Below are 22,775 nucleotides of genomic sequence, written 5' to 3'. Positions count from 1 at the left end.
CTCCACAAAAGCAAAAACCCGCCAGAGGCGGGTTCTTTAAATATGGTGCCCGAACCCGGAATCGAACCAGGGACACGGGGATTTTCAATCCCCTGCTCTACCGACTGAGCTATTCGGGCAACGGGGCGCATTAAACCGTAAAGGCCGCGGGTCGTCAACGGCTTTCACTAAAAAACCCCTGGAAACGTGACTGATTGCCTGATTTTCAGTCAAAGCGGGTAAAACCTCAGGCCAGCGCGCCATTTTTACGGCACAGCGCGATGCTGTAAACATCCTCCGCCAGCCGCTGTGCGGTGGCGACATCCTGCACATTGCGCTTCACCAGCAGCTTGCTGAGGCAGCCTTCAAGAATCAGCTCCATTTGATCGGCCACCATGCTGGGGTTGTCCAGCGCCTGCTCCACCAGAATGTCGTGGGTGAACTGCCATGAGCCGCGTTTCTGCTGTTCGGCCAGTTGATGGATGGGCTGATCGGGCTGCGGGTAGAAGCTGCAGGCGGCGATAAACAGGCAGCCTGGAAAGCGTCCTTTGCTGACCTGCTCACTCAGGACCTCATAGCGTGCCATCAGCTTCTGGTCGGGCGACAGCGATTCATCCAGCAGGATCTGGCGTCGCCAGGTATCAATCTGCTGCCCGTGATAGCGCAGCGCATCGTAGAGCAGGGCGTCACGATCGGGCCAGAACTGCTGAAGCTGGTCACGGGTTAATTCGGATCCCGCCAGGGTTTCCAATGAGAGGGTGGCGGCGAGGCCGTTCTGTTCAAGCACATTCAATGCATGCTCGAGTATCTGTTCACGCTGCAAGTGACTCTCCTCTGGTATGCAGGCCCGGTAATGCACCGGGCAATGACCTGACTCCAGTGTTGTTTACGGGGTAAGTTTCTGCAAATGCGCCCGGAACTCGGCGGCATTGAGAAACCCGGTGATGCGCGATCCGGCGATTTCGCGGCCCTGCGCATCAAAGAACAAAATCGTCGGTAAGCCCAGCACCTGAAGGTGCTGCAACAGCGCGTTGTCACTGGCGTTGTTGGCGGTGACGTTAGCCTGGAGCAGCTGTACCTGACTCAGGCTATCGCGCACGGCGCTGTCACTAAAGGTATATTTTTCAAACTCTTTACAGGCGACGCACCAGTCAGCGTAGAGATCAACCATGGTGATGCGGCCGCGGGCCTGCTGCAGCGCGCTATCGAGCTGCTGCGGCGTCTGGATAGTATGGAACGGCAGCGGTGCCACAGCCTGCTGCTGCGCCGGTCCGCCAAAGGCCCAGTCCTGCAACGGGCGTGCGCTGATCAGCGCAGCGGCCAGCATGATAATCTGCACTACGCGCCACTTACCGCTGCTGGCGCGCAGGCTGACGCTGAACCCCCAGCCAAAGAACGCGACGCCGAGCAAGCTCCAGAGTCGCAATCCCCACGCATCGCCCAGCACCCGCTCCAGCAGGAAGACCGGCAGCGCCAGGATGACAAAACCAAAGCCCTCTTTAACGGTTTGCATCCACGGGCCGCTTTTCGGCAGCAGCCGGTTACCAAACAGGGTCACGGCGATCAGCGGTAATCCCATTCCGACCGCATAGAGCCACAGCGTCCCGGCACCGGCCCACAGATTTCCGCTCTGCGCGATGTAAAGCAGAATGGCGCTGAGCGGGGCCGTGGTGCAGGGCGAGCAGATCAAACCCGCCAGTGCCCCCATCAGGAAGACGCCGGGCAGCGAGCCACCCTGCTGACGATTACTCCACAGGGTCAGGCGGGTTTGCAGGCTGGCGGGCAGTTGCAGCGTAAACAGGCCGAACATCGACAGCGCCAGCACGATAAACAGCAGTGAGAGCGTGAACAGCACATAAGGATGCTGCAACGCAGCCTGGAAGCGCAGGCCCGCTGCCGCGACGACGACTCCCAGCAGCGTGTAGGTCAGCGCCATCCCCTGCACATAGACCATCGCCAGCGCGAACAGCCGGCCCAGCGAATAGTGGCGCTGTCCGCCAAGGATAATGCCGGAGATCAGCGGATACATCGGCAGTACGCAGGGCGTAAACGCGACACCGATACCAATCAGTAGCGCCCAGAGCGGCGAGAAAGGCAGCGGGCTGGCGGGCGCGGGCTGAGCGCTGACCGACGGCGGTGCGCTGCTGGCGGTCACCGCACTTACCGGAACGCTGCGCGTTTCTGGCGGATAACAGAATCCGGCGGCGGCACAGCCCTGATAAGTGACACTGAGCGTGGCGCCGCTGGCCGCCTGTTGCAGCGTCACCGGCAGCGTCAGATCCTGCGGATAGATTTCACTTTTGCCGAAGAATTCATCTTCATGCGGCTGACCAGCCGGCAGCGTTAACGGCGCGATGGTCGCGTTCTGCGGTGTGATGTGGATCTGCTGGCGATAGAGGTAGTAACCCGATTTCACTTTCCAGTGCAGGTTGAGCTGCGCGCCCTGCTGGTCGAAGTCAAAAGTAAAGGCCTGATCGACCGGCACAAAGCGACTGGTCGCCGGATTTGAAAAGAGTGAAGCGTGCGCCTGCAGGCCGATAAACAGCGTCAGCAGAAGCGTAATTAAGCGAGAGATGCGTGCAGCCATGACAAGTATTCACTGTCTCCATATTGAACCGGCAGCGCCAGCAGTTCGGGCACATCGTAAGGGTGAGCCTCTTTGAGCAGATCACACAGCGCCTGCTGATGATCGCTGTCGCATTTCAGCAGCATCTGGACTTCGCTGCTCTGCTCCATTTTTCCCTGCCAGAGATACCAGGAGGTGGCGCCCGGCAGCAGTGTGACACAGGCCGCCAGCCTGGCTTCCAGCGCTAAGCCAGCAAGGTGCTCCGCCGTGACCTGATCGGGTGTGGTGCAGAGGATAACGACAGCATTCATCCTGTGACTCCTGTTTTAAAGAGCGCCGATGATAGCACGCTCCATCCGTAACACGAGGAGTGCGCTATAGCAGCAATCCGCCAAAAACGAAGCCAGAGAGCACCGACAGCGCAATAGCGATCACGCCGGGAATGATAAAGGCATGGTTAAACACATACTTGCCAATCCGGGTCGAGCCGGTGTCATCCATCTCAACGGCGGCCAGCAGGGTCGGGTAGGTCGGCAGCACAAACAGCGCCGAAACCGCCGCGAAGGAAGCGATGGCAGTAAGCGGCGTAACGCCCAGCAGCAGCGCGGCGGGCATCAGCGCTTTGGTGGTCGCAGCCTGCGAGTAGAGCAGCATCGAGGCGAAGAACAGCACCAGCGCCAGCATCCACGGATAGGTTTTCAGCGTGTCGCCCGCCAGCATCTGAATCTCCGCCAGATGTGCCTTCACAAAGGTATCGCCCAGCCAGGCGACGCCCATCACGCAGATACAGGCGCTCATGCCGGACTTAAAGGTGCTGGCGCTGAGGATTTCGCTGGTGTCGAGTTTGCAGGTCAGGCTGATCAGCGTGGCGATGGTCAGCATAAACACCACAATCGCTTCATTGCGTGGCAGTGGCGGATTAACGATCAGCCCGACGCTGGCGCTGGTCGCGGTGGCATAAAGCACCACGGCCACAATGCCCGTCAGAAACAGCAGCACCGATTTTTTCGCGCCCGGTTTTGCCTGGTAGAGGCTGGCGCCGCGCAGCGTGACTTCGCCTTTGGCGAGACGCGCCTGATAAACCTCATCATCCTTTAGCTCACGGCCTAAGAAGTTAGTCACCAGAGCCGCCAGGAAGAGGCCCACCATGGTTGAGGGGATGGCAATCGCCAGCAGCGTGATATAGCTGACGCCGCGCGGCTCAAGCAAAGTGGCGAAGAAAACCACTGCGGCTGAAATGGGTGATGCGGTAATCGCGATCTGCGAAGCCACTACCGCAATCGACAGCGGCCGGGAAGGGCGAACGCCTTGCTCTTTCGCCACTTCGGCAATCACCGGTAATGTTGAGAACGCGGTATGTCCGGTACCGGCCAGCAGCGTCATCAGGTAGGTCACCAGCGGGGCCAGCAGCGTAACGTGGCGTGGATGACGGCGCAGCAGGCGTTCCGCCAGACTCACCAGATAATCCATGCCGCCTGCCACCTGCATGGCGGCTATCGCGGCGATCACCGCCATGATGATTTCAATCACATCGAACGGAATAGCGCCGGGTGCCATGCCAAATCCCAGCGTCAGGATTAGCACGCCCATTCCGCCTGCGAACCCGATACCAATGCCGCCAAGACGTGCGCCCAACCAGATCGCCATCAAGACGATAAGCAGCTCAACCACAAACATGAATGACTCCTGAAAGATAAACCGGTAATAGCCGGGTGTGCTGTTTAACAAAAAAAAAGGCACACCGTGTTGATCGCGGTGTGCCTTTGGTTAACCAGCGTCGGTTAAACCTTACTGTTCGTTTTCATCAGTATAACGTTTGGCTTTATAAACCGGGTACATCAGGTTCTGCACCGAGAAGATATCGTCCAGCTCACTTTCCGTCAGCAGGCCGCGCTCCAGCACGACTTCACGTACGCTTTTACCGGTTTCCGCACAGATTTTACCGACGATGTCGCCGTTGTGGTGGCCGATGTAAGGGTTGAGGTAAGTCACGATACCAATCGAGTTGAAGACATAGGCTTCGCACACTGCGCGGTTGGCGGTAATGCCGTTGATGCACTTCTCCAGCAGGTTATAGCAGGCGTTAGTCAGAATGCTGATCGACTCAAACAGCGCCTGGCCAATCACCGGCTCCATCACGTTGAGCTGCAGCTGGCCCGCTTCAGAGGCCATCGTCACGGTGATGTCGTTGCCAATCACTTTGAAGCAGACCTGGTTTACCACCTCCGGTACAACCGGATTGACCTTGGCGGGCATGATAGAGGAACCCGCCTGCAGCTCTGGCAGGTTGATTTCATTCAGACCAGCACGCGGGCCTGAGGAGAGCAGGCGCAGGTCGTTACAGATTTTAGAGAGCTTCACCGCCAGACGTTTCAGCGATGAATGGACCATCACATAGGCGCCGCAGTCGGAGGTTGCTTCAATCAGATCTTCCGCTGGCACCACCGGCAGGTTGCTGACTTCCGCCAGACGCTGTACCGCCAGGTGCTGATACCCTTCCGGCGTATTGAGGCGGGTGCCGATGGCGGTCGCGCCCAGGTTCACTTCCAGCAGCAGTTCCGCGGTGCGCAGAATGCTTTTGGTCTCTTCGTTCAGCAGTACGCTGAAGGCGTGAAATTCCTGCCCGAGGGTCATCGGCACGGCATCCTGCAACTGGGTACGGCCCATTTTCAGGATGGTCTGGAACTCATCGGCTTTGTGCTGGAAGCCTTCGGCCAGCTGGCTGATGCCATCAAGCAGTTTCAGTAGCGAGCTGTAGACCGCGATGCGGAAACCGGTTGGGTAAGCGTCGTTGGTGGACTGGCATTTGTTCACATGATCGTTGGGGTTGAGGTACTGATATTCCCCTTTCTGGTGGCCCATCAGCTCAAGGCCGATGTTCGCCAGTACTTCATTGGTGTTCATGTTGACCGAGGTCCCGGCACCGCCCTGATAAACATCCACGGGGAACTGGTCCATACAGCGGCCGTTGTTAAGCACTTCGTCGCAGGCCTTAATGATGGTATCGGCAATGTTGCGCGGGATGGTCTGCAGCTCTTTGTTGGCCATCGCCGCCGCTTTTTTTACCATCACCATGCCGCGGACAAATTCAGGTATGTCGCTGATTTTGCTGTTGCTGATATAAAAATTCTCAATCGCACGCAGAGTATGAACGCCATAATAGGCATCCGCCGGAACTTCGCGCATACCTAACAGGTCTTCTTCGATACGAATGTTGTTCGCCATGATAACCTTCTTGTTGTTGCCGCTAACCATCACAAAGGATGTGTTTATTTTGTCGTGGTGTACCCGTGCCGACATATTATCCGTCTTCATAGGGGCGTGTGCGATCATATTCTGATGCATATGAAAAGCACGCATGCAGATCACTTAATGCTGCAGCCTGGTTAACGATATGTGAAGTTGGTTACAAAATTAACCCCGCAGGATAAATTTGACAGGATCGGTTGAAAATGGCGGCGCGGGTGCCCATCTCTTTTCTTATCATCCTCAGGATGAACGCTTTCTGCTGACCGGCACGCTGCCGTTCAGCCCCTACTTACAGGAGAGTACGGTGCGCTGGATACCGTTATTAGTCTTTTTCGTTCTGGCCTGGATTGAGATTTCCCTCTTCATTCAGGTTGCACACGTCATGGGCGTGCTGCTTACCATGCTGTTGGTGGTCTTCACCTCGTGCATCGGCGTCTCGCTGGTCAAAAATCAGGGCATGAAAAACTTTATGCTGATGCAGGAGAAGCTGGCACGTAATGAAAGCCCGGCCAATGAGATGATCAAAAGCGTGTCGCTGATCATCGCCGGTTTCCTGCTGCTGCTGCCTGGTTTCTTTACCGACCTGCTGGGCCTGCTGCTGCTGCTGCCACCGGTGCAGAAACATCTGACGCTGAAGCTGATGCCTCATCTGCGCGTCTGGCGGGGACCGGGAGCCGGTCCAGACAGCGGCTACACCATGGATGGCGAGTTCGAGCGTAAAGACAGCGATCGCCTTGAGCATCATGACGATCACAAGGATCGTTAACCGCAGCTGTCACCTCTGAAAGCGCAACCTACGGGTTGCGTGAGATTGTTGAAAAACCTGACCCGGCCAGCTGTGAGACCGGAGCCGCACAGGGAACAGGGTCAGATCGGAAAGTCGCAAAATCGTCATCCATGACTGCTCGGCCCGCGCCATCCGTGGCGCGTGACGCTTTCCTCTTCTGACCCTGTTTCCTGCGCCCTGAGCTTAGCCGTTGCTGCCAGGGTCATCCTGTACTGAGTTTGTCAGCACGCTGGCGCAACCTACGGGTTGCGTTTTTTATCTGCCCCATCATCTGTTCAAAAAGCCATCACTTATCACTCACAGGTAAAAAATTTGTTGTCCGCCCCCTTGAAAGTGGGTGGCAGCGGCCCTATCTCTCTGGTCACGAGGCCGGAAGCCATGCAGCCCGGTGTTCAACCCCAAAACTGAATGATTGGACTTCTCAAAGGAGAGCTATCAAATGAAAATTCGTCCATTGCACGATCGCGTTATCGTCAAGCGTAAAGAAGTTGAAGCTAAATCAGCTGGCGGCATCGTGCTGACCGGTTCCGCAGCCGGTAAATCCACCCGTGGTGAAGTACTGGCTGTCGGCAATGGCCGCATCCTTGAGAGTGGCGACATTAAGCCGCTGGACGTGAAGGTTGGCGACATCGTGATCTTCAGCGAAGGTTACGGCGCGAAAACCGAGAAAATCGACAACGAAGAGGTGCTTATCATCTCTGAGAGCGACATTCTGGCCGTTGTTGAAGCGTAATTTTTACGCGTAATTCACTGAACGAAACGAATTTAAGGGATATTTAAAGATGGCAGCTAAAGACGTAAAATTCGGTAATGACGCACGCGTAAAAATGCTGCGTGGCGTGAACGTACTGGCAGATGCAGTAAAAGTTACCCTGGGTCCTAAAGGCCGTAACGTAGTCCTGGATAAATCTTTTGGTGCACCGACCATCACTAAAGATGGTGTTTCTGTGGCACGTGAAATCGAGCTGGAAGACAAGTTCGAGAACATGGGCGCGCAGATGGTGAAAGAAGTTGCCTCTAAAGCGAACGACGCTGCGGGCGACGGTACCACCACTGCAACCGTACTGGCACAGTCTATCATCACCGAAGGCCTGAAAGCGGTCGCAGCGGGTATGAACCCGATGGACCTGAAGCGCGGTATTGACCAGGCTGTTATCGCTGCAGTTGAGAAACTGAAAGCGCTGTCTGTTCCTTGCTCTGACTCTAAAGCGATTGCGCAGGTAGGTACTATCTCTGCTAACTCCGATGAAACCGTGGGCCAGCTGATTGCTCAGGCGATGGAGAAAGTGGGTAAAGAAGGCGTGATCACCGTTGAAGAAGGCACCGGCCTGCAGGATGAGCTGGATGTGGTTGAAGGTATGCAGTTTGATCGCGGCTACCTGTCACCTTACTTCATCAACAAGCCAGAAACCGGTGCGATTGAACTGGAATCTCCGTTCATCCTGCTGGCTGACAAGAAAATCTCTAACATCCGTGAAATGCTGCCAGTGCTGGAAGCCGTTGCGAAAGCCGGCAAACCACTGCTGATCATCGCGGAAGATGTTGAAGGCGAAGCGCTGGCAACACTGGTGGTTAACACCATGCGCGGCATCGTGAAAGTGGCTGCGGTTAAAGCACCAGGCTTCGGCGACCGTCGTAAAGCTATGCTGCAGGATATCGCTATCCTGACCGGTGGTACCGTAATCTCTGAAGAGATCGGTATGGAACTGGAGAAAGCGGCTCTGGAAGATCTGGGCCAGGCAAAACGCGTTGTGATCAACAAAGACACCACCACCATCATCGACGGTGTGGGTGAAGAAGCGACAATTCAGGGCCGTGTAACCCAGATTCGTCAGCAGATCGAAGAAGCAACGTCTGACTACGACAAAGAAAAACTGCAGGAGCGCGTAGCGAAACTGGCAGGCGGCGTAGCCGTTCTGAAAGTAGGCGCAGCAACTGAAGTTGAAATGAAAGAGAAGAAAGCCCGCGTTGAAGATGCGCTGCACGCAACCCGTGCTGCTGTAGAAGAAGGTGTGGTTGCTGGTGGTGGTGTGGCGCTGGTTCGCGTGGCAGCACAGCTGGTTGATCTGCGTGGTCAGAACGAAGATCAGAACGTCGGTATCAAAGTTGCGCTGCGCGCGATGGAATCTCCACTGCGTCAGATCGTTTCTAACGCCGGTGAAGAGCCATCTGTTGTCGCTAACAACGTGAAAGCGGGCGACGGTAACTACGGTTACAACGCGCAGACTGAAGAGTACGGCAACATGATCGACTTCGGTATCCTGGACCCAACCAAAGTGACCCGTTCTGCTCTGCAGTACGCGGCCTCTGTTGCGGGTCTGATGATCACGACCGAATGTATGGTCACTGACCTGCCAAAAGGCGACGCACCTGATTTAGGCGGCGGCGCTGGCGGTATGGGTGGCATGGGCGGTATGGGCGGCATGATGTAATTGCCGTTGACTGCTTAAGTCATCAAAGAACCCCCGATCGGAAACGGTCGGGGGTTTTTCTTTTTCAGCGTCTGAATGCTGGCAGCAGCAGGAAAAACCCATTAACTTTTTTTATGTTCTGCATCATGGTTTAGTCAGGGCGGGATGCTCTAACGTGGATCCCGGCGCAAAATAGCGCGCTCTGAAAGGGATAAACAACAGATTAAGGAAAATTAAAATGCACGATAAATGGGAATTTTATAAGGACGAAGCACACAAGTGGCGCTGGAGAAGAACGGCGCCCAACGGCAATATTACCGGCGCCGCCAGTCAGGGCTACGTTAACAAAGCCGATTGCATCGAAAATGCACGACGTAATGGCTACATCGGTTAAGGGCATCACGCTCTGACATCACCCCCGATCGGAAACGGTCGGGGGTTTTTCTTTTGGGTGGGAAAATAGTATAAGTAAGGCGCAATCGTTCGTCTTTCCTCTTGATATGTCACGCTGTCTGCGGCTGCGCCGACTGATCGACTGGCTTCATTTTATTCACCAGCATCGGCACGCTTGCCAGCCTGCAAGCGGCGTGAAATATTGAGACGATATAACGGGATAAGGGCAATGAATGTGCAGAAAGAAAAATCCTTTTTCTGCTACGCTGCCACCCGACTCTGATGATAATAAATGGGGATTACAATGCGGATTAACCTCTTGCTCGGACTGACGGCTGGCGCGTTATTGCTGGCGGGCTGCAGCAGCTCTACGCAACTCTCTTCAGCAGGACAGCGCGTGACGTTCACCGATCAGCAGCCTGGCAATACCTGTCAGCTTCTGGGCAATATTACCGGCTCTCAGAGCAACTGGCTGAGCGGTGCAGGCGGGGAAACCAGCGCACTGCGTGGCGCAGCAAACGACCTGCGCAATCGCGCAGCGGAGATGGGCGGTAACGTGATTTATGGAGCAACCAGTCCGACGCAGAACCTGTTGTCCGCGTTCGCGCCACTCGACAGCAAAATGACCGGCCAGGTCTACAAGTGCCCATAATGTGAATCAGGCAGTCTGCCAAATTGAACCGGCCAGCCTTTTACTGGCCGTTTTTATTCCTGACGTAACTGTAAATCTAACGGTGTTTTACTTGGCTCTCCGCCAATTTCACGCGCCAGCTTTGGCACCAGATAGCCGGAGACCTGTGACAGTAATGCACGCACCAGCTGGCGGGCCTCGTCATCTGACACAAAGAAATGCGCCGCACCCTGTACCTTATCCAGCACGTGCAGATAGTAGGGCAGAATGCCGGCATCAAATAGCGCATTGCTCAGGGTGGCCAGCGTCTGCGCATTATCGTTGATGCCACGCAACAGGACGCTCTGATTCAGCAGGGTGACACCGGCACGCTTCAGGCTGCTCATCGCCTCACGCAGCTCATCATCAATCTCCTGCGCATGGTTGATGTGCGTCACCATCACCACCTGCAGTCGCGTCTCGCTTAACATCTGACAGAGCTGATCGGTAATGCGCGCCGGTATCACCACCGGTAAACGGCTGTGGATGCGCAGACGTTTCAGATGCGGGATCTGTTCCAGCGCGGCGATAAGCCAGGCGAGCTCATGATCTTTCGCCATCAGCGGATCGCCGCCGGAGAAAATGATCTCATCCAGCTCGGGATGATCGGCGATATAGTTCAGTGCAGCCTGCCAGCTACGCTTGTTGCCGGGATTATCCTGATAGGGGAAATGACGACGGAAGCAGTAGCGACAGTTGACGGCGCAGCCGCCTTTTACCAACAATAAAGCCCGGTTTCGGTATTTATGCAGCAATCCAGGTACAACGTTGCTTTGTTCATCGAGCGGATCGGTGCTATAACCTGGCGCATCAGTGAATTCCTGGCGGCGGGTCAGTACCTGAAGCAGCAGCGGGTCGTGCGCATCGCCTTTTTTCATCCGGCGGATGAATGCATGCGGTACACGTAAGGCGAAAAGACGCCGCGCATCCGCACCTTCAGCCAGCTCAGTGTGCTGATCAAGGGCTAAAATCCGCAGTAATTCATCAGGTTCGGTGACAACATCCGCAAGTTGCTGCAACCAATCTTCTCTGGAAGGTGTTTTTAGGGTTACAATGTGTGCCATTTTTTTGGCTTAGTACCAGTGTCAATTTTCGTAGAGGGCCTTCATGGCGACTTATTCTAGCAACGATTTCCGTCCCGGTCTTAAAATCATGTTCGAAGGCGAGCCGTATGCCATCGAATCCAGTGAGTTCGTTAAACCGGGTAAAGGTCAGGCATTCGCGCGCGTTAAAATGCGTCGCCTGCTGACGGGTTCTCGCGTTGAGAAAACTTTTAAATCTACCGACTCCGCCGAAGGCGCTGACGTAGTAGATACCAACCTGAACTACCTGTACAACGACGGTGAGTTCTACCACTTCATGCATCCGGAAAGCTTTGAGCAGTTCCAGGTTGAAGAGAAGACGGTAAGCGATGCAGCGAAATGGCTGCAGGATAACGCTGAATGTATCGTTACGCTGTGGAACGGTCGTCCGATCGCCGTTCAGCCGCCGAACTTTATCGAAGCTGAAGTTATCGAAACCGATCCAGGCCTGAAAGGTGATACCGCAGGGACTGGCGGCAAGCCAGCTAAACTCTCTACCGGTGCCGTGGTGAAAGTGCCACTGTTCGTGCAAGAGGGCGAAGTGGTGAAAGTTGACACCCGCTCTGGCGAATACGTGTCACGCGTGAAATAAGATTCGCAGGCGCATCTTCTGGTGCGCCTTTTTCTTGTCTGAGAGAAAAAAATGATCAAGCTGGCAAAATTAATCGCGTTCGCGTTGCTGGTCTCCTCTGCGCTAAGCGCCTGCAACACATTCCACGGTTTTGGCGAAGATGTCTCTCACTTAGGTGGTGCCATTTCGCGAGCAGCAAAATGACCTTAACTGATTGTCCTTTTTAAAGTCTCGCCAGCAGCAACTGCCGTAAATCCGGCTATGCTTAAAGCGCTGTACTTTACATCCATCAAAAAGGACATTGTTATGTTAAAGAAAAGTATTGCTGCAATCTTCTCTGTACTGGTGCTCTCTTCCCTGCTCACAGCTTGTAATACAACGCGTGGCGTAGGTGAAGATGTCGAAGCGGGCGGCCAGGCGATTCAGAACAGCACGAAGTAACCTGTTATTCCAACCGGTACGAAATGCTTTTCGTACCGGCTTGTCAGATTCTGCACTATTTCTGTTTTACCCAGATTAACTCTTCAACCGGGAAACCATCCCGACGCGCCTGATCAACCAGTTTCTCTTTTACGCCCGGCTCCAGTTGGGGTGTGCGTGACAGTATCCAGAGATAGTGGCGATTCGGTCCACATACCAGCGCATAGCGGTAGTCAGGATCGAGAGCAATCACGTTATAGCCGCCATAGAAGGGGCCGAAGAAAGAGACTTTCAGAGAAGCCCGCGTGGGTTCACCGGTAAAGTAGGCTTTGCCGACGCTCTCCTGCCAGCGCTGCTTTTTGACGTTATAGCCACGGTTGATTACCTTCAGGCCGCCATCTTCACGCGGGCTGTAGTTTGCTGTTACCTGTTCAAGGCCGCGCTCAAAAGGATGGTTAAGGCGGGCAATCTCATACCACTGACCGAGATAGCGCTGGCTGTCAAAGTTATCTACGACCGTGACGTTCTTTGGCGGCGTAGTGCTGCAGGCGACAGAGAGAAAAGCACTCAGGCTGGCAACAACTGTTTTCCATGGAGACATAGTGGGATTCCTTTGTGATTTAACCGCTTAAGTATAGAAGCCGAAACGCTGTTTTTGGCAGTACGGGCACGAGATTGTTTGCCGCAGGCATTGCAGGTAGACTTCCCCCCTAATTTGTATCAGGAGTCATCACCATGAGCGAAACGGCAAGCTGGCAACCAAGCGCATCCATCGCCAATTTGTTAAAACGCGCCGCTATTTTAGCAGAAGTGCGTCGTTTCTTTGCCGATCGCGGCGTGCTGGAAGTGGATACGCCGGCGATGAGCCAGGCCACCATTACCGATATCCATCTGGTGCCATTCCAGACGCGTTTTGTCGGGCCTGGCGCTGCGCAGGGGCGCGATCTCTGGCTGATGACCAGCCCGGAATATCATATGAAACGCCTGCTGGCGGCGGGCAGTGGCCCGATCTATCAGATGGCGCGCAGCTTCCGCAACGAAGAGGCGGGACGTCACCACAACCCGGAATTCACCATGCTGGAGTGGTACCGGCCGCATTATGATATGTACCGTCTGATGAACGAAGTCGACGATCTGATGCAGCAGGTGCTGGAGTGTGACAGCGCTGAGTCGCTCTCCTATCAGCAGGCGTTTATCCGCCATCTTGAGCTGGATCCGCTGTCAGCGGATAAAGCGCAGTTGCGTGAAGCGGCAGAGAAGCTGGGTGAAGGCGAGCTGGCGCGTGCAGAAGAGGATCGCGATACCTTACTGATGCTGCTGTTTATGCTGGGTGTGGAACCGAAGATTGGTCAGGATAAACCCTGCTTCGTTTATCATTTCCCGGCCAGCCAGGCAGCCCTGGCGGAGATCAGCACCGAAGATCACCGCGTGGCCGAACGCTTTGAGGTCTATTACAAAGGCATTGAGCTGGCGAACGGTTTCCGTGAACTGACCGACAGCCGTGAGCAGCGTCAGCGTTTTGAGCAGGATAACCGTCGCCGTGCGGCACGCGGCCTGCCTGTGCATCCTATTGATACATATCTGCTGGATGCGCTGGCGCATGGCATGCCAGCCTGTTCCGGGGTCGCACTGGGTATTGATCGCCTGATCATGCTGGCGTTGAAAGCGGAGTCATTGAGCGATGTCATCGCGTTTCCGGTGGATCGCTGCTAATCGGTTAATCTCAAACGATGGCGGATTAGAGGGGAAGGGTTGGCCCGGATGAAGAGCAAAGCGTCCGAGCCAGGATGGCGAGGCCGACCGCCATGGATGGCGGCCTTCTTTGCGATCAGCCGGGCCATCCCTGACCTGGCACAGGTTTCAGCTAACTACTGCTGTCAGGAAACTCCTGAATGGTGACCGGCAGCGTCAGTTTCTGATCGTTTCGCAGTACCTGCACATCAATCACTGAACCCGGGCGAATTTCTGCCACCTGATCCATGGTCTCCTGCGCGGAGATGGCCGGCTTGCCATTAACGCTGAGCAGCACATCGTTGGCCTGAATCCCGGCTTTATCCGCTGGCCCATCTGGCGTGACCACGCTGACAATAATGCCCTGAACCCGATCCAGATTGCTGCCCTGTCCATGCAGCGGCGGCAGCTCACGCCCTGTAATGCCGATATAGCCGCGGATCACCCGACCATCACGAATCAGCTTATCCATGATCTTCGAGGCTAAAACGGTTGGAATGGCGAAACCAATCCCTTCCGGGGTTTCACCATCACTACTTTTATCAAAGGTCAGGGTGTTAATGCCCATCAGCTCGCCTAGCGAGTTAATCAGCGCGCCGCCGGAGTTACCCTGATTGATTGACGCATCGGTCTGCAGGAAGTTCTGTCGGCCTGATGAGCTTAAGCCAACCCGGCCCGTGGCGCTGATGATGCCCTGCGTGACCGTCTGACCGAGGTTATAGGGGTTGCCGATAGCCATCACCACATCCCCGATATGCGCCTGGCGATTTGGATTGATGGGGATAACGGGCAGGCCGGAGGCCGTGATCTTCAGTACCGCCAGATCGGTCATGCCATCGGAACCCACCAGCGTCGCTTCAAAGAAGCGGCCATCCTGCAGCGCCACGATAATTTGATCGGCATTATTGATCACATGCTTATTGGTAAGGATGTAGCCTTTTGCATTCATGATCACCCCTGAACCCAGGGTCGTGATGCCACGATTGTTGTTGCCGTGGGCGCTACGATTGTAAACGTTCACAACGGCAGGCACGGCGCGGCGCACCCCTTGATTGAAGCTAAAGGGCGTTTCGTCTGTAATATTTTCGTGGTTATAGAGGGCGTCGCTGCCCATACGCAGTGCAGGCAGTGCTGCGAGCAAAATACCCGCCACAATCAGGCCCAGCACCACGGCACGCAAAAGTTTAAGAAACATGGTGTTAAATTACGCCAGGGGAGATCGCAGGGGAGAATAGCATGAGAGCGGCGGACACACACGTGCTTGTGTCCGCCGTAATGCGAGGTTTATCTCAACAACAGATAGATACTTTCATCGCCGCGCACCACATTCAGTGCCAGTACCGGCGGTTTCCCTTCCAGTATTTTACGCATTTCAGCAATGGTCTGAACCCGGTTGCGGTTAACGCCGATAATCACATCATCTTTCTGCAGACCAACCTGTTCAGCCGGTGTGCCTTTTTCGATGGTATCGACCTTCACGCCTTTATCACCGGTTTTAGTCTGTCCATCACTCAGGGTTGCGCCCTGAAGCGCGGGTGACATCAGCTGTGCGCTGGCGGTGCTCTGTGCGCTCTGCTCCAGCGTAACGGTAACCGTTAATGGCTTACCTTCACGCAGCAGGCCAAGCTTAACCTGTTCACCTGGCGGCGTGGTTCCTACTTTCACGCGCAACTCAGCGAAGCTGGTAATCGGCTTATCGTTGATCGACGTAATGATATCGCCTGACTTCACGCCCGCTTTCTGCGCGGCAGATTGCGGTAAGACTTCAGAGACAAAGGCGCCGCGCTGTGCATCGACATTGAATGCTTTAGCCATATCGGCTGTCATTTCAGTGCCTTTGATGCCGAGCTGACCGCGCTTCACTTCACCAAATTTAATCAGCTGCTGCGCGAGGTTCATCGCCATATCACTCGGGATAGCAAAGCCGATACCGATGTTACCGCCGCTGGAGGCGAGAATCGCAGTGTTGATACCGATCAGTTCGCCGTTAAGGTTGACCAGCGCACCGCCTGAGTTGCCACGGTTGATCGCGGCATCGGTCTGAATAAAGTTTTCCAGCCCTTCCAGGTTCAGGCCGCTGCGCCCCAGTGCGGAGATAATACCGGAGGTGGCCGTCTGTCCCAGACCGAACGGGTTACCGATCGCTACCGCGAAATCACCCACTTTCAGCTGGTCAGAGTCCGCGACTTTTACCTGCGTGAGGTTTTTTGCGCCCTGAATCTGAATCAGCGCGATATCGGTCTGCTCATCATGACCAATGAGTTTGGCTTCATATTCACTGCCGTCACCAAGCTGTACGTTGATTTTATCCGCACCGTTGACCACGTGATTGTTGGTGAGCACGTAGCCTTTCGCGGCATCGATGATCACGCCAGAACCTAAACCTTCAAACGGCTGTGGCTGACTATTTCCGCCAGGCATCTGACCAAAAAAACGCTTCAGCGGTTCAGGAATATCCTGAGCCTGTGCACCCGAATCAGTGCCTTCCACGTGCACACTGACCACGGCAGGTAACACTTTCTCCAGCATCGGCGCCAGACTCGGCAGCGGCTGGCCCGCAATTTGTGCTGGCAGCGTTGCCATCGCGTCTGGCGCGGCGGCAAGGCTCATCCCAATACTCAGGGCTAATGCGCTAAACAGGCGTGCTTGTTTTTTCATTGCTACAACGCTCTCGCTGCAAAAGGTGGGAGGAATTAATAAGTGTGACAGTCGTTTGCGGTCAGGGTTCGCAAAAACAGCGGGCGCAGACAGGCTGCGCCCCAAAAAGATTAGTCGCGGGCAGGGCGCTCGCCACGCAGTAAACCGGATGCGCCTTCAGAATAGTCGCGCGGCATCTGCACCGGCACCTGATCGTTGTCCGCTTCGGCTTCAGTCAGCTGATAGGCAAACGGATTTTTCTGGCCAGGCAGATTCGGCAGCAGGTCATTTGAGCCTTTTGCCATGTGCTGATAGAGCTGACGATAATCACGCGCCATGTTGTCCAGCAGCTCCGCGCTCTGCGCGAAGTGATTGGTCAGCTCTTCGCGATAATCCGCCAGCTCCGCTTTCGATTTTTCCAGCTCGTACTGCATGCTGCGCTGCTCACGCAGCTTTTTGTTGCCAAAACGCATGGCGACTGCGCCGACAATAATACCAACCACTAAACCAATTAGCCCGTATTCCCAGGTCATAATGACTCCCGTGTTATTTCCATTGTTCCGTAGGGCATTGCACCATTTCAATAATAGTCACTATACCCGTTAATCTTATGGATGTGGAACTATGGAGCAGCATGGCTTAGTGTAGAACGGCCTTTTTTTCAGCAACCGTGGTATGAATCAGACACCATTCAGGGACTTTGAAACAACAATGCAAACCTCAACTCCGCTTGCACGCTATGAACAGGCGCTGTCGCAGGGCGAATTCAGGCCCGATGACGTACAACGTGAAGCGATTACCCGTTTAGACGCGCTGCAGCAGGCGCTGGTTGCCCGGCAACAATCCGCCGCGCCTGCCACATCCGGCCTGCTGGGTCGCCTGTCAAAATTGATCGGTAAAGAGAAAAACGAGACGCCACAACCGGTACGTGGACTCTATATGTGGGGCGGTGTCGGTCGCGGTAAGACCTGGGTCATGGATCTCTTTTTTCAGTCTATTCCTGGCGATCGCAAACTGCGTCTGCACTTCCACCGCTTTATGCTGCGGGTGCATGAAGAGCTGACGCAGCTTCAGGGGCAGAGCGATCCGTTACTGATTATTGCGGACAGATTCAAAGCGGAAACGGACATCCTCTGTTTTGATGAATTTTTTGTCTCCGATATCACCGATGCGATGCTGCTGGGCACGCTGATGGAAGCGCTGTTTGAACGCGGCATTGCGCTGGTGGCCACCTCGAACATTCCGCCTGATGATCTCTATCGCAATGGTCTGCAGCGCGCGCGCTTCCTGCCTGCCATCGAGCAGATCAAACGTCATTGTGATGTGATGAATGTGGATGCCGGTATCGACTACCGGTTACGCACGCTGACCTCCGCGCACCTGTGGAACTCTCCGCTGAACAAAGAGACGCACGCTGAAATGGCGCGGATGTTTAAAGCACTGTCGGGCAGCCAGCCTGAAGATGCGCCGGTTCTGGAAATTAATCACCGCCAGATGCCGACGCTGGGCGTCAGCGAGGGCGTGCTGGCGATTAATTTCACCACTCTGTGTGGCGAAGGGCGCAGCCAGCATGACTATATTGCGCTGTCGCGCCGTTTTCACAGTGTGCTGCTGTATGACGTGCCGGTGATGATCTACAAAACCGAAGATCAGGCACGGCGTTTCCTCGCACTGGTCGATGAGTTCTATGAACGGCATGTGAAGCTGGTGGTCGCGGCAGAAACGTCACTCACCGAGATTTATCAGGGCACGCGGCTGAAGTTTGAATACCAGCGCTGTTTATCCCGACTTCAGGAGATGCAGAGCGAAGAGTATCTGCGTTTACCGCACCTGCCGTGAGAATAATCGGGATAAATACCGAAATAGGGTTCGATTTTTGTAACCGACTTCTCTATAATCTTGCGACCCCACGTTACAGCAAAGGATTTTTTTCCCAAATCCTCTGTGTTCCAGTAACTCTATCCGAAGGGGTGGCTTGCTGGTCAAAATGGTCGTGTGAGCCTCATTCGTTTACTTAAGCGTTTGGGATTTCACCAACGTGTAACTTAATTTGGGTAAGCTTTTCGATGAAAACTTTTACAGCTAAACCAGAAACCGTCCAACGTGACTGGTTTGTAGTTGACGCAACCGGCAAAACTTTGGGTCGCCTGGCGACTGAACTGGCGCGCCGTCTGCGTGGTAAGCATAAAGCGGAATACACTCCGCACGTTGATACGGGTGATTACATCATCGTTCTGAACGCAGAAAAAGTTGCTGTAACCGGCAACAAGCGTACTGACAAGATCTACTATCACCACACTGGCCACATCGGTGGTATCAAACAGGCGACCTTTGAAGAGATGATTGCTCGCCGTCCTGAGCGTGTGATTGAGATCGCGGTTAAAGGCATGCTGCCGAAGGGCCCGCTGGGTCGTGCTATGTACCGTAAACTGAAAGTTTACGCAGGCAACGAGCACACCCATGCGGCACAGCAACCGCAAGTTCTTGACATTTAATCGGGATTAAAGGCAATGGCTGAAACTCAAAACTACGGCACTGGTCGCCGCAAAAGCTCTACCGCTCGCGTATTTATTAAGCCGGGTAGCGGTAACATCGTAATTAACCAACGTTCTCTGGAACAGTACTTCGGTCGCGAAACTGCCCGCATGGTAGTTCGTCAGCCGCTTGAGCTGCTGGACCTGGTTGGTAAATTCGATCTCTATGTCACTGTTAAAGGTGGCGGTATTTCTGGTCAGGCTGGTGCGATCCGTCACGGTATCACCCGCGCTCTGATGGAATACGACGAATCACTGCGTGGCGAGCTGCGTAAAGCTGGCTTCGTAACGCGTGATGCGCGTCAGGTTGAACGTAAGAAAGTCGGCCTGCGTAAAGCACGTCGTCGTCCTCAGTTCTCCAAGCGTTAATTGTTTGCAGCTCCGGCTGCGGCAATTGGCTCAAAAAACCCGCTTCGGCGGGTTTTTTATTTTCTGCCTTCCCATAAACTGTCCGCGAAAACCGTAACGCCGCGCTCAATTTACCTGCAAAGATTCATTCCACGCCCACAAGCAGCCTAAAATCTGGTAAACTCTGTGTCACTTTGCGCCCGCAGGCCGGTGCGTTATGCGCCTCCCCACTGTCGGGGCGTCAGTATCTGTGACGCAGCTAACCAGGTTGCGTGCGAGTTCGATAAGCAAGTGAGTCGCCGTGTGGTTGGCTATTCGCAGTATCTTTTTGTGAACAAACTTGGAGGTTTTCATGGCTGTCGCTGCCAACAAACGTTCGGTAATGACGCTGTTTTCTGGTCCTACTGACATTTTCAGCCATCAGGTACGTATCGTCCTGGCGGAGAAGGGTGTCAGCGTAGAGATCGAGCAGGTCGAAATGGATAACCTGCCGCAGGATCTGATTGACCTCAATCCGTATCGCACGGTACCGACGCTGGTAGATCGTGAGCTGACGCTGTATGAATCACGCATCATCATGGAATATTTAGATGAGCGCTTCCCGCATCCGCCACTGATGCCGGTTTATCCGGTTGCCCGTGGTGATAGCCGCCTGATGATGCACCGCATCGAGCAGGACTGGTATAGCCTGATGAGGAAAGTAGAGAACAGCAGCGGTCAGGAAGCGGAAGCGGCACGCAAGCAACTGCGTGAAGAGCTGCTGGCTATCGCGCCACTGTTTGGCCGTACGCCTTATTTCATGAGCGAAGAGTTCAGCCTGGTTGATTGCTATCTGGCTCCGCTGTTATGGCGTCTGCCGTCAATGGGTATCGATTTGATCGGCTCAGGTTCAAAAGAGCTGAAAGGTTACATGAATCGCGTATTTGAGCGTGACTCTTTCCTCGCTTCATTAACTGAAGCTGAACGTGAAATGCGGCTGCAAGCCCGGGCTTAACGTATGGAAATGTCGCAACTTACTGCACGTCGTCCCTATCTGCTGCGCGCCTTTTATGACTGGTTGCTCGACAACCAGCTGACGCCGCATCTGGTGGTCGACATAAATCTGCCGGGTGTGCAGGTGCCGCTGGAGTATGCGCGCGATGGTCAGATAGTCCTGAACATTGCGCCACGTGCTGTTGGTAACCTCGATCTGGCAAACGATCAGGTGTCGTTCAACGCCCGCTTTGGTGGCGTTCCTCGCCAGGTTAACGTGCCGATGGCGGCGATTCTGGCAATCTATGCGCGTGAAAATGGCGCCGGGACGATGTTTGAACCGGAACCGGCTTACGAGCTGGGCACGCATGAGGCGTCAGAGGGTCAGGAAGAGACTATGATGTCGGTGATTGATGGTGATCGTCCTGACGATGCCAGCGATGACGAGACACCGCCTGATGACGATCCACCGCCACGTGGTGGACGACCTTCACTGCGCGTAGTGAAATAGCAGTGACATAACAGCGAATACCCGTCCATCCGACGGGTATTTTTTTGCCTGTCGGCCATAAAAAAATCCGGCTGCCTGCGCAAGCCGGATTTTTTCAGCAGACCATCGCGATCAATAGACGTCGCGCAGGTAGCGCTTCTCTTTCTTCAGCTGATCGACATAGTCAGCAGCGCGCTCGGTGGAGAGACCACCAAACTGGCGAACCACTTCATACAGCGCATTATCCACATCCTTCGCCATACGCGATGCATCGCCACAGACATAGAAATAAGCCCCTTCCTGCAGCCAGGCATACAACTCAGCGCCCTGTTCAAGCATCCGGCTCTGCACGTAGATCTTCTTCTCCTGATCGCGTGAGAACGCCAGATCCAGACGCGTCAGCAAGCCATTATCGCGCCAGGCAAGTAATTCATCCTGATAGATAAAGTCATGTTCCTGATGCTGATCGCCGAAGAACAGCCAGTTTTTCCCCTGCGCGCCGGTTGCCTGGCGCTCCTGCAGGAAAGCACGGAATGGTGCGATACCGGTACCTGGTCCCACCATGATCAGCGGTGCGCTGTTGTTGGCAGGCACGCGGAACGATTTATTGGGTGAGATAAAGATGGCGGGCTTTTCACCGCGACGCACACGCTCGGCCAGGTAGGTTGAGCAGACGCCACCGCGATTACGGCCACCACTGTGATAGCGTACCGAGGCAACGGTCAGATGCACCTGGTCAGGATGGGCTTTAGAGCTGGATGAAATGGAGTAAGCGCGATGCTGCAGCGGACGCAGCAGCGCGACAAACTCGGGTACCGCCAGCGTGCGCGTCAGCTCAAGCTGCAGCAGGTCAAGGGTATCTTTGCCCCACAGCCACACGCCCAGCGCATCCTTATCATCATGCTGTAACACATGACGCAGCTCCTGGTTGGTGGTGTTCTGCCCGACCCATTCGATTAACTTGCGTGACGGCTCTGAGATCTCAAACTGATAGGTCAGCAGGTCGCCAAGGCTGCGATCAAAGCCGGGCACCGGCGTCTCGTAGTCCGCGTTAAGCTGGGTCAGCAGCAGGCTGACCAGCGACGGCTCGTTGACCGGAATTACGCCCAGCGCATCGCCCGCTTCATACTTCAGGCCGCTGTCAGACAGGTCGAACTCGAAATGACGAATATCTTTGGCTGACTGCTCGCCTGACAAACGCTTGTTGGTGATCAGCGCGGCGGCGTAAGGATTGGATTTGTTGCTGCCTGGAATGACTGGCGCTTCAGGCGCGCTTTCCAGCACGGTGCCGCTGCTGCCCGCGCTGGCGGCAAACTGTGGCATTGAGCTGTTCAGCCACTCGCTGGAAGGCTCCTCAAAATCGATATCACAATCGATACGATCAACCACGCGTTTCGCGCCCAGTTGCTCAAGGCGCATATCAATAAACTTGCCCGCCTGACAGAAGCCATCGTAGCCAGTATCACCAATCGCCAGCACGGCGAAATGCATCTGCTCCAGACGCGGTGCGGTACTGGCAGAGATCGCATCCCAGAACAGCTGCGCGTTGTCCGGCATTTCACCTTCGCCATAGGTCGAGGTGACGATCAATACATGGCGCATGGTGGCAAATACGTCGAGATCGACATCGCCCAGCGCCTGAACCACCGGCACCAGACCTTTAGCGCGCGCAGACTTCGCTGCGGTCTGCGCCAGTGCTTCAGCATTGCCGGTCTGTGAGCCATAAAGAATGTGCAGTTGCGTCGTCGCGGCTGCGCTTGTGCCCGCGGCGGGTTGCTGCTTGTCTTCTAATACCAGCAAACGGGAGTGCAGACCCGCAAGAAAGCCAGCCAGCCAGTACTTCTGATCGCCATTAAAAGGTGCATCTTCTGGAATATAAGGAATTTTCATGGGTACTTTTACTCAATCCCGTTCTCGCCCGTCATCAGTGGCATT

Annotated in this window: 25 protein-coding genes and 1 tRNA gene; 14 read left to right on the top strand and 12 right to left on the bottom strand. The window is 55.0% G+C overall.

The genetic code is table 11. The features are described from left to right. Positions 1-43 precede the first annotated feature (43 nt). The 6 genes from OK412_RS16145 to aspA all read right to left on the bottom strand — a co-directional run bounded on the left by OK412_RS16145 (position 44) and on the right by aspA (position 5,770). Positions 44-119, bottom strand: a tRNA-Phe gene (locus tag OK412_RS16145). Between the two features lie 107 nt (positions 120-226). After that, positions 227-802 carry a division control transcriptional repressor DicD gene (gene dicD, locus OK412_RS16140; protein WP_010252014.1) on the bottom strand — a complete coding sequence of 192 codons (576 nt, stop codon included), beginning with the start codon at positions 800-802 and terminating at the stop codon, positions 227-229. A gap of 63 nt (positions 803-865) precedes the next feature. Beyond that, positions 866-2,566, bottom strand: coding sequence for a protein-disulfide reductase DsbD (locus OK412_RS16135; protein WP_264353352.1), 1,701 nt, complete (start codon positions 2,564-2,566; stop codon positions 866-868). Then, a complete protein-coding gene (cutA, locus tag OK412_RS16130) occupies positions 2,542-2,856 on the bottom strand; it encodes a divalent cation tolerance protein CutA (RefSeq protein ID WP_010252009.1) in 315 nt (104 codons plus the stop codon). The genes OK412_RS16135 and cutA overlap by 25 nt, the downstream gene beginning before the upstream one ends. A 64-nt stretch (positions 2,857-2,920) precedes the next feature. Then, positions 2,921-4,222 (bottom strand): anaerobic C4-dicarboxylate transporter, encoded by a 1,302-nt coding sequence (locus tag OK412_RS16125; protein WP_033759606.1) that lies wholly within the window; start codon positions 4,220-4,222, stop codon positions 2,921-2,923. A 111-nt stretch (positions 4,223-4,333) separates the two neighbouring features. Further along, positions 4,334-5,770, bottom strand: a complete 1,437-nt coding sequence (gene aspA / locus OK412_RS16120; protein ID WP_010251996.1) for an aspartate ammonia-lyase — start codon at positions 5,768-5,770, stop codon at positions 4,334-4,336. 328 nt (positions 5,771-6,098) lie between these two features. On the opposite strand from aspA, the gene OK412_RS16115 reads away from it, so the two are divergent. The 5 genes from OK412_RS16115 to OK412_RS16095 all read left to right on the top strand — a co-directional run bounded on the left by OK412_RS16115 (position 6,099) and on the right by OK412_RS16095 (position 10,037). Then, positions 6,099-6,560 (top strand): FxsA family protein, encoded by a 462-nt coding sequence (locus OK412_RS16115; RefSeq protein WP_010251992.1) that lies wholly within the window; start codon positions 6,099-6,101, stop codon positions 6,558-6,560. Between the two features lie 460 nt (positions 6,561-7,020). Continuing rightward, positions 7,021-7,314, top strand: coding sequence for a co-chaperone GroES (locus OK412_RS16110; protein ID WP_010251990.1), 294 nt, complete (start codon positions 7,021-7,023; stop codon positions 7,312-7,314). 49 nt (positions 7,315-7,363) lie between these two features. Further along, the gene (groL, locus tag OK412_RS16105) at positions 7,364-9,013 is read left to right on the top strand and encodes a chaperonin GroEL (RefSeq protein WP_010251987.1); all 1,650 of its coding nucleotides are present in this window, start codon (positions 7,364-7,366) and stop codon (positions 9,011-9,013) included. A 217-nt stretch (positions 9,014-9,230) separates the two neighbouring features. Further along, positions 9,231-9,386 (top strand): YegP family protein, encoded by a 156-nt coding sequence (locus tag OK412_RS16100; protein WP_264353351.1) that lies wholly within the window; start codon positions 9,231-9,233, stop codon positions 9,384-9,386. Positions 9,387-9,689: 303 nt separating this feature from the next. Further along, a complete protein-coding gene (locus tag OK412_RS16095; RefSeq protein ID WP_010251983.1) occupies positions 9,690-10,037 on the top strand; it encodes a DUF4156 domain-containing protein in 348 nt (115 codons plus the stop codon). Between the two features lie 53 nt (positions 10,038-10,090). Here OK412_RS16095 and epmB read toward each other — a convergent pair whose 3' ends face one another. Next, a complete protein-coding gene (gene epmB, locus OK412_RS16090) occupies positions 10,091-11,119 on the bottom strand; it encodes an EF-P beta-lysylation protein EpmB (RefSeq protein ID WP_132499346.1) in 1,029 nt (342 codons plus the stop codon). 43 nt (positions 11,120-11,162) lie between these two features. Here epmB and efp point away from each other — a divergent pair, with 43 nt between their 5' ends. The 3 genes from efp (at position 11,163) to OK412_RS16075 (ending at position 12,149) form a co-directional block, all read left to right on the top strand. Next, the gene (gene efp / locus OK412_RS16085) at positions 11,163-11,729 is read left to right on the top strand and encodes an elongation factor P (protein WP_010251979.1); all 567 of its coding nucleotides are present in this window, start codon (positions 11,163-11,165) and stop codon (positions 11,727-11,729) included. Positions 11,730-11,780: 51 nt separating this feature from the next. Next, complete coding sequence (locus OK412_RS16080) at positions 11,781-11,912, top strand: entericidin A/B family lipoprotein (protein ID WP_003848306.1); 132 nt, start codon at positions 11,781-11,783, stop codon at positions 11,910-11,912. 102 nt (positions 11,913-12,014) lie between these two features. Then, a complete protein-coding gene (locus tag OK412_RS16075; protein WP_003848302.1) occupies positions 12,015-12,149 on the top strand; it encodes an entericidin A/B family lipoprotein in 135 nt (44 codons plus the stop codon). 55 nt (positions 12,150-12,204) lie between these two features. On the opposite strand, the gene OK412_RS16070 is transcribed toward OK412_RS16075, so the two are convergent. Continuing rightward, complete coding sequence (locus tag OK412_RS16070) at positions 12,205-12,729, bottom strand: lipocalin family protein (protein WP_010672015.1); 525 nt, start codon at positions 12,727-12,729, stop codon at positions 12,205-12,207. A 134-nt stretch (positions 12,730-12,863) separates the two neighbouring features. Here OK412_RS16070 and epmA point away from each other — a divergent pair, with 134 nt between their 5' ends. Further along, positions 12,864-13,841, top strand: coding sequence for an elongation factor P--(R)-beta-lysine ligase (gene epmA / locus OK412_RS16065; protein ID WP_003848297.1), 978 nt, complete (start codon positions 12,864-12,866; stop codon positions 13,839-13,841). A gap of 151 nt (positions 13,842-13,992) precedes the next feature. Here epmA and degS read toward each other — a convergent pair whose 3' ends face one another. From degS to zapG, 3 genes are all read right to left on the bottom strand, one after another. Further along, the gene (degS, locus tag OK412_RS16060; RefSeq protein WP_010251964.1) at positions 13,993-15,054 is read right to left on the bottom strand and encodes an outer membrane-stress sensor serine endopeptidase DegS; all 1,062 of its coding nucleotides are present in this window, start codon (positions 15,052-15,054) and stop codon (positions 13,993-13,995) included. A gap of 89 nt (positions 15,055-15,143) precedes the next feature. Then, positions 15,144-16,517, bottom strand: a complete 1,374-nt coding sequence (gene degQ, locus OK412_RS16055; RefSeq protein ID WP_010251960.1) for a serine endoprotease DegQ — start codon at positions 16,515-16,517, stop codon at positions 15,144-15,146. A gap of 110 nt (positions 16,518-16,627) precedes the next feature. Then, positions 16,628-17,029 carry a Z-ring associated protein ZapG gene (zapG, locus tag OK412_RS16050; protein WP_003848291.1) on the bottom strand — a complete coding sequence of 134 codons (402 nt, stop codon included), beginning with the start codon at positions 17,027-17,029 and terminating at the stop codon, positions 16,628-16,630. 178 nt (positions 17,030-17,207) lie between these two features. On the opposite strand from zapG, the gene zapE reads away from it, so the two are divergent. The 5 genes from zapE to sspB all read left to right on the top strand — a co-directional run bounded on the left by zapE (position 17,208) and on the right by sspB (position 20,861). Then, positions 17,208-18,335, top strand: coding sequence for a cell division protein ZapE (gene zapE, locus OK412_RS16045; protein WP_022625259.1), 1,128 nt, complete (start codon positions 17,208-17,210; stop codon positions 18,333-18,335). A 227-nt stretch (positions 18,336-18,562) separates the two neighbouring features. Further along, on the top strand, positions 18,563-18,991 hold the full coding sequence (gene rplM, locus OK412_RS16040) for a 50S ribosomal protein L13 (protein WP_008925400.1): 429 nt from the start codon (positions 18,563-18,565) through the stop codon (positions 18,989-18,991). Positions 18,992-19,006: 15 nt separating this feature from the next. Beyond that, a complete protein-coding gene (gene rpsI, locus OK412_RS16035) occupies positions 19,007-19,399 on the top strand; it encodes a 30S ribosomal protein S9 (protein WP_008925401.1) in 393 nt (130 codons plus the stop codon). A 331-nt stretch (positions 19,400-19,730) separates the two neighbouring features. Next, on the top strand, positions 19,731-20,372 hold the full coding sequence (sspA, locus tag OK412_RS16030; protein ID WP_009092481.1) for a stringent starvation protein SspA: 642 nt from the start codon (positions 19,731-19,733) through the stop codon (positions 20,370-20,372). A gap of 3 nt (positions 20,373-20,375) precedes the next feature. Beyond that, a complete protein-coding gene (sspB, locus tag OK412_RS16025) occupies positions 20,376-20,861 on the top strand; it encodes a ClpXP protease specificity-enhancing factor (RefSeq protein ID WP_010251939.1) in 486 nt (161 codons plus the stop codon). A gap of 111 nt (positions 20,862-20,972) precedes the next feature. On the opposite strand, the gene OK412_RS16020 is transcribed toward sspB, so the two are convergent. Further along, positions 20,973-22,730 carry a sulfite reductase subunit alpha gene (locus OK412_RS16020; protein ID WP_010251935.1) on the bottom strand — a complete coding sequence of 586 codons (1,758 nt, stop codon included), beginning with the start codon at positions 22,728-22,730 and terminating at the stop codon, positions 20,973-20,975. Positions 22,731-22,775: the final 45 nt, after the last annotated feature.

The organism is Pantoea sp. JV6, assembly GCF_025910055.1.
Taxonomy (GTDB): domain Bacteria; phylum Pseudomonadota; class Gammaproteobacteria; order Enterobacterales; family Enterobacteriaceae; genus Pantoea; species Pantoea agglomerans.
Note: the sequence above shows the minus strand (reverse complement) of the source record. Positions and strands in the feature narration are given on the sequence as shown.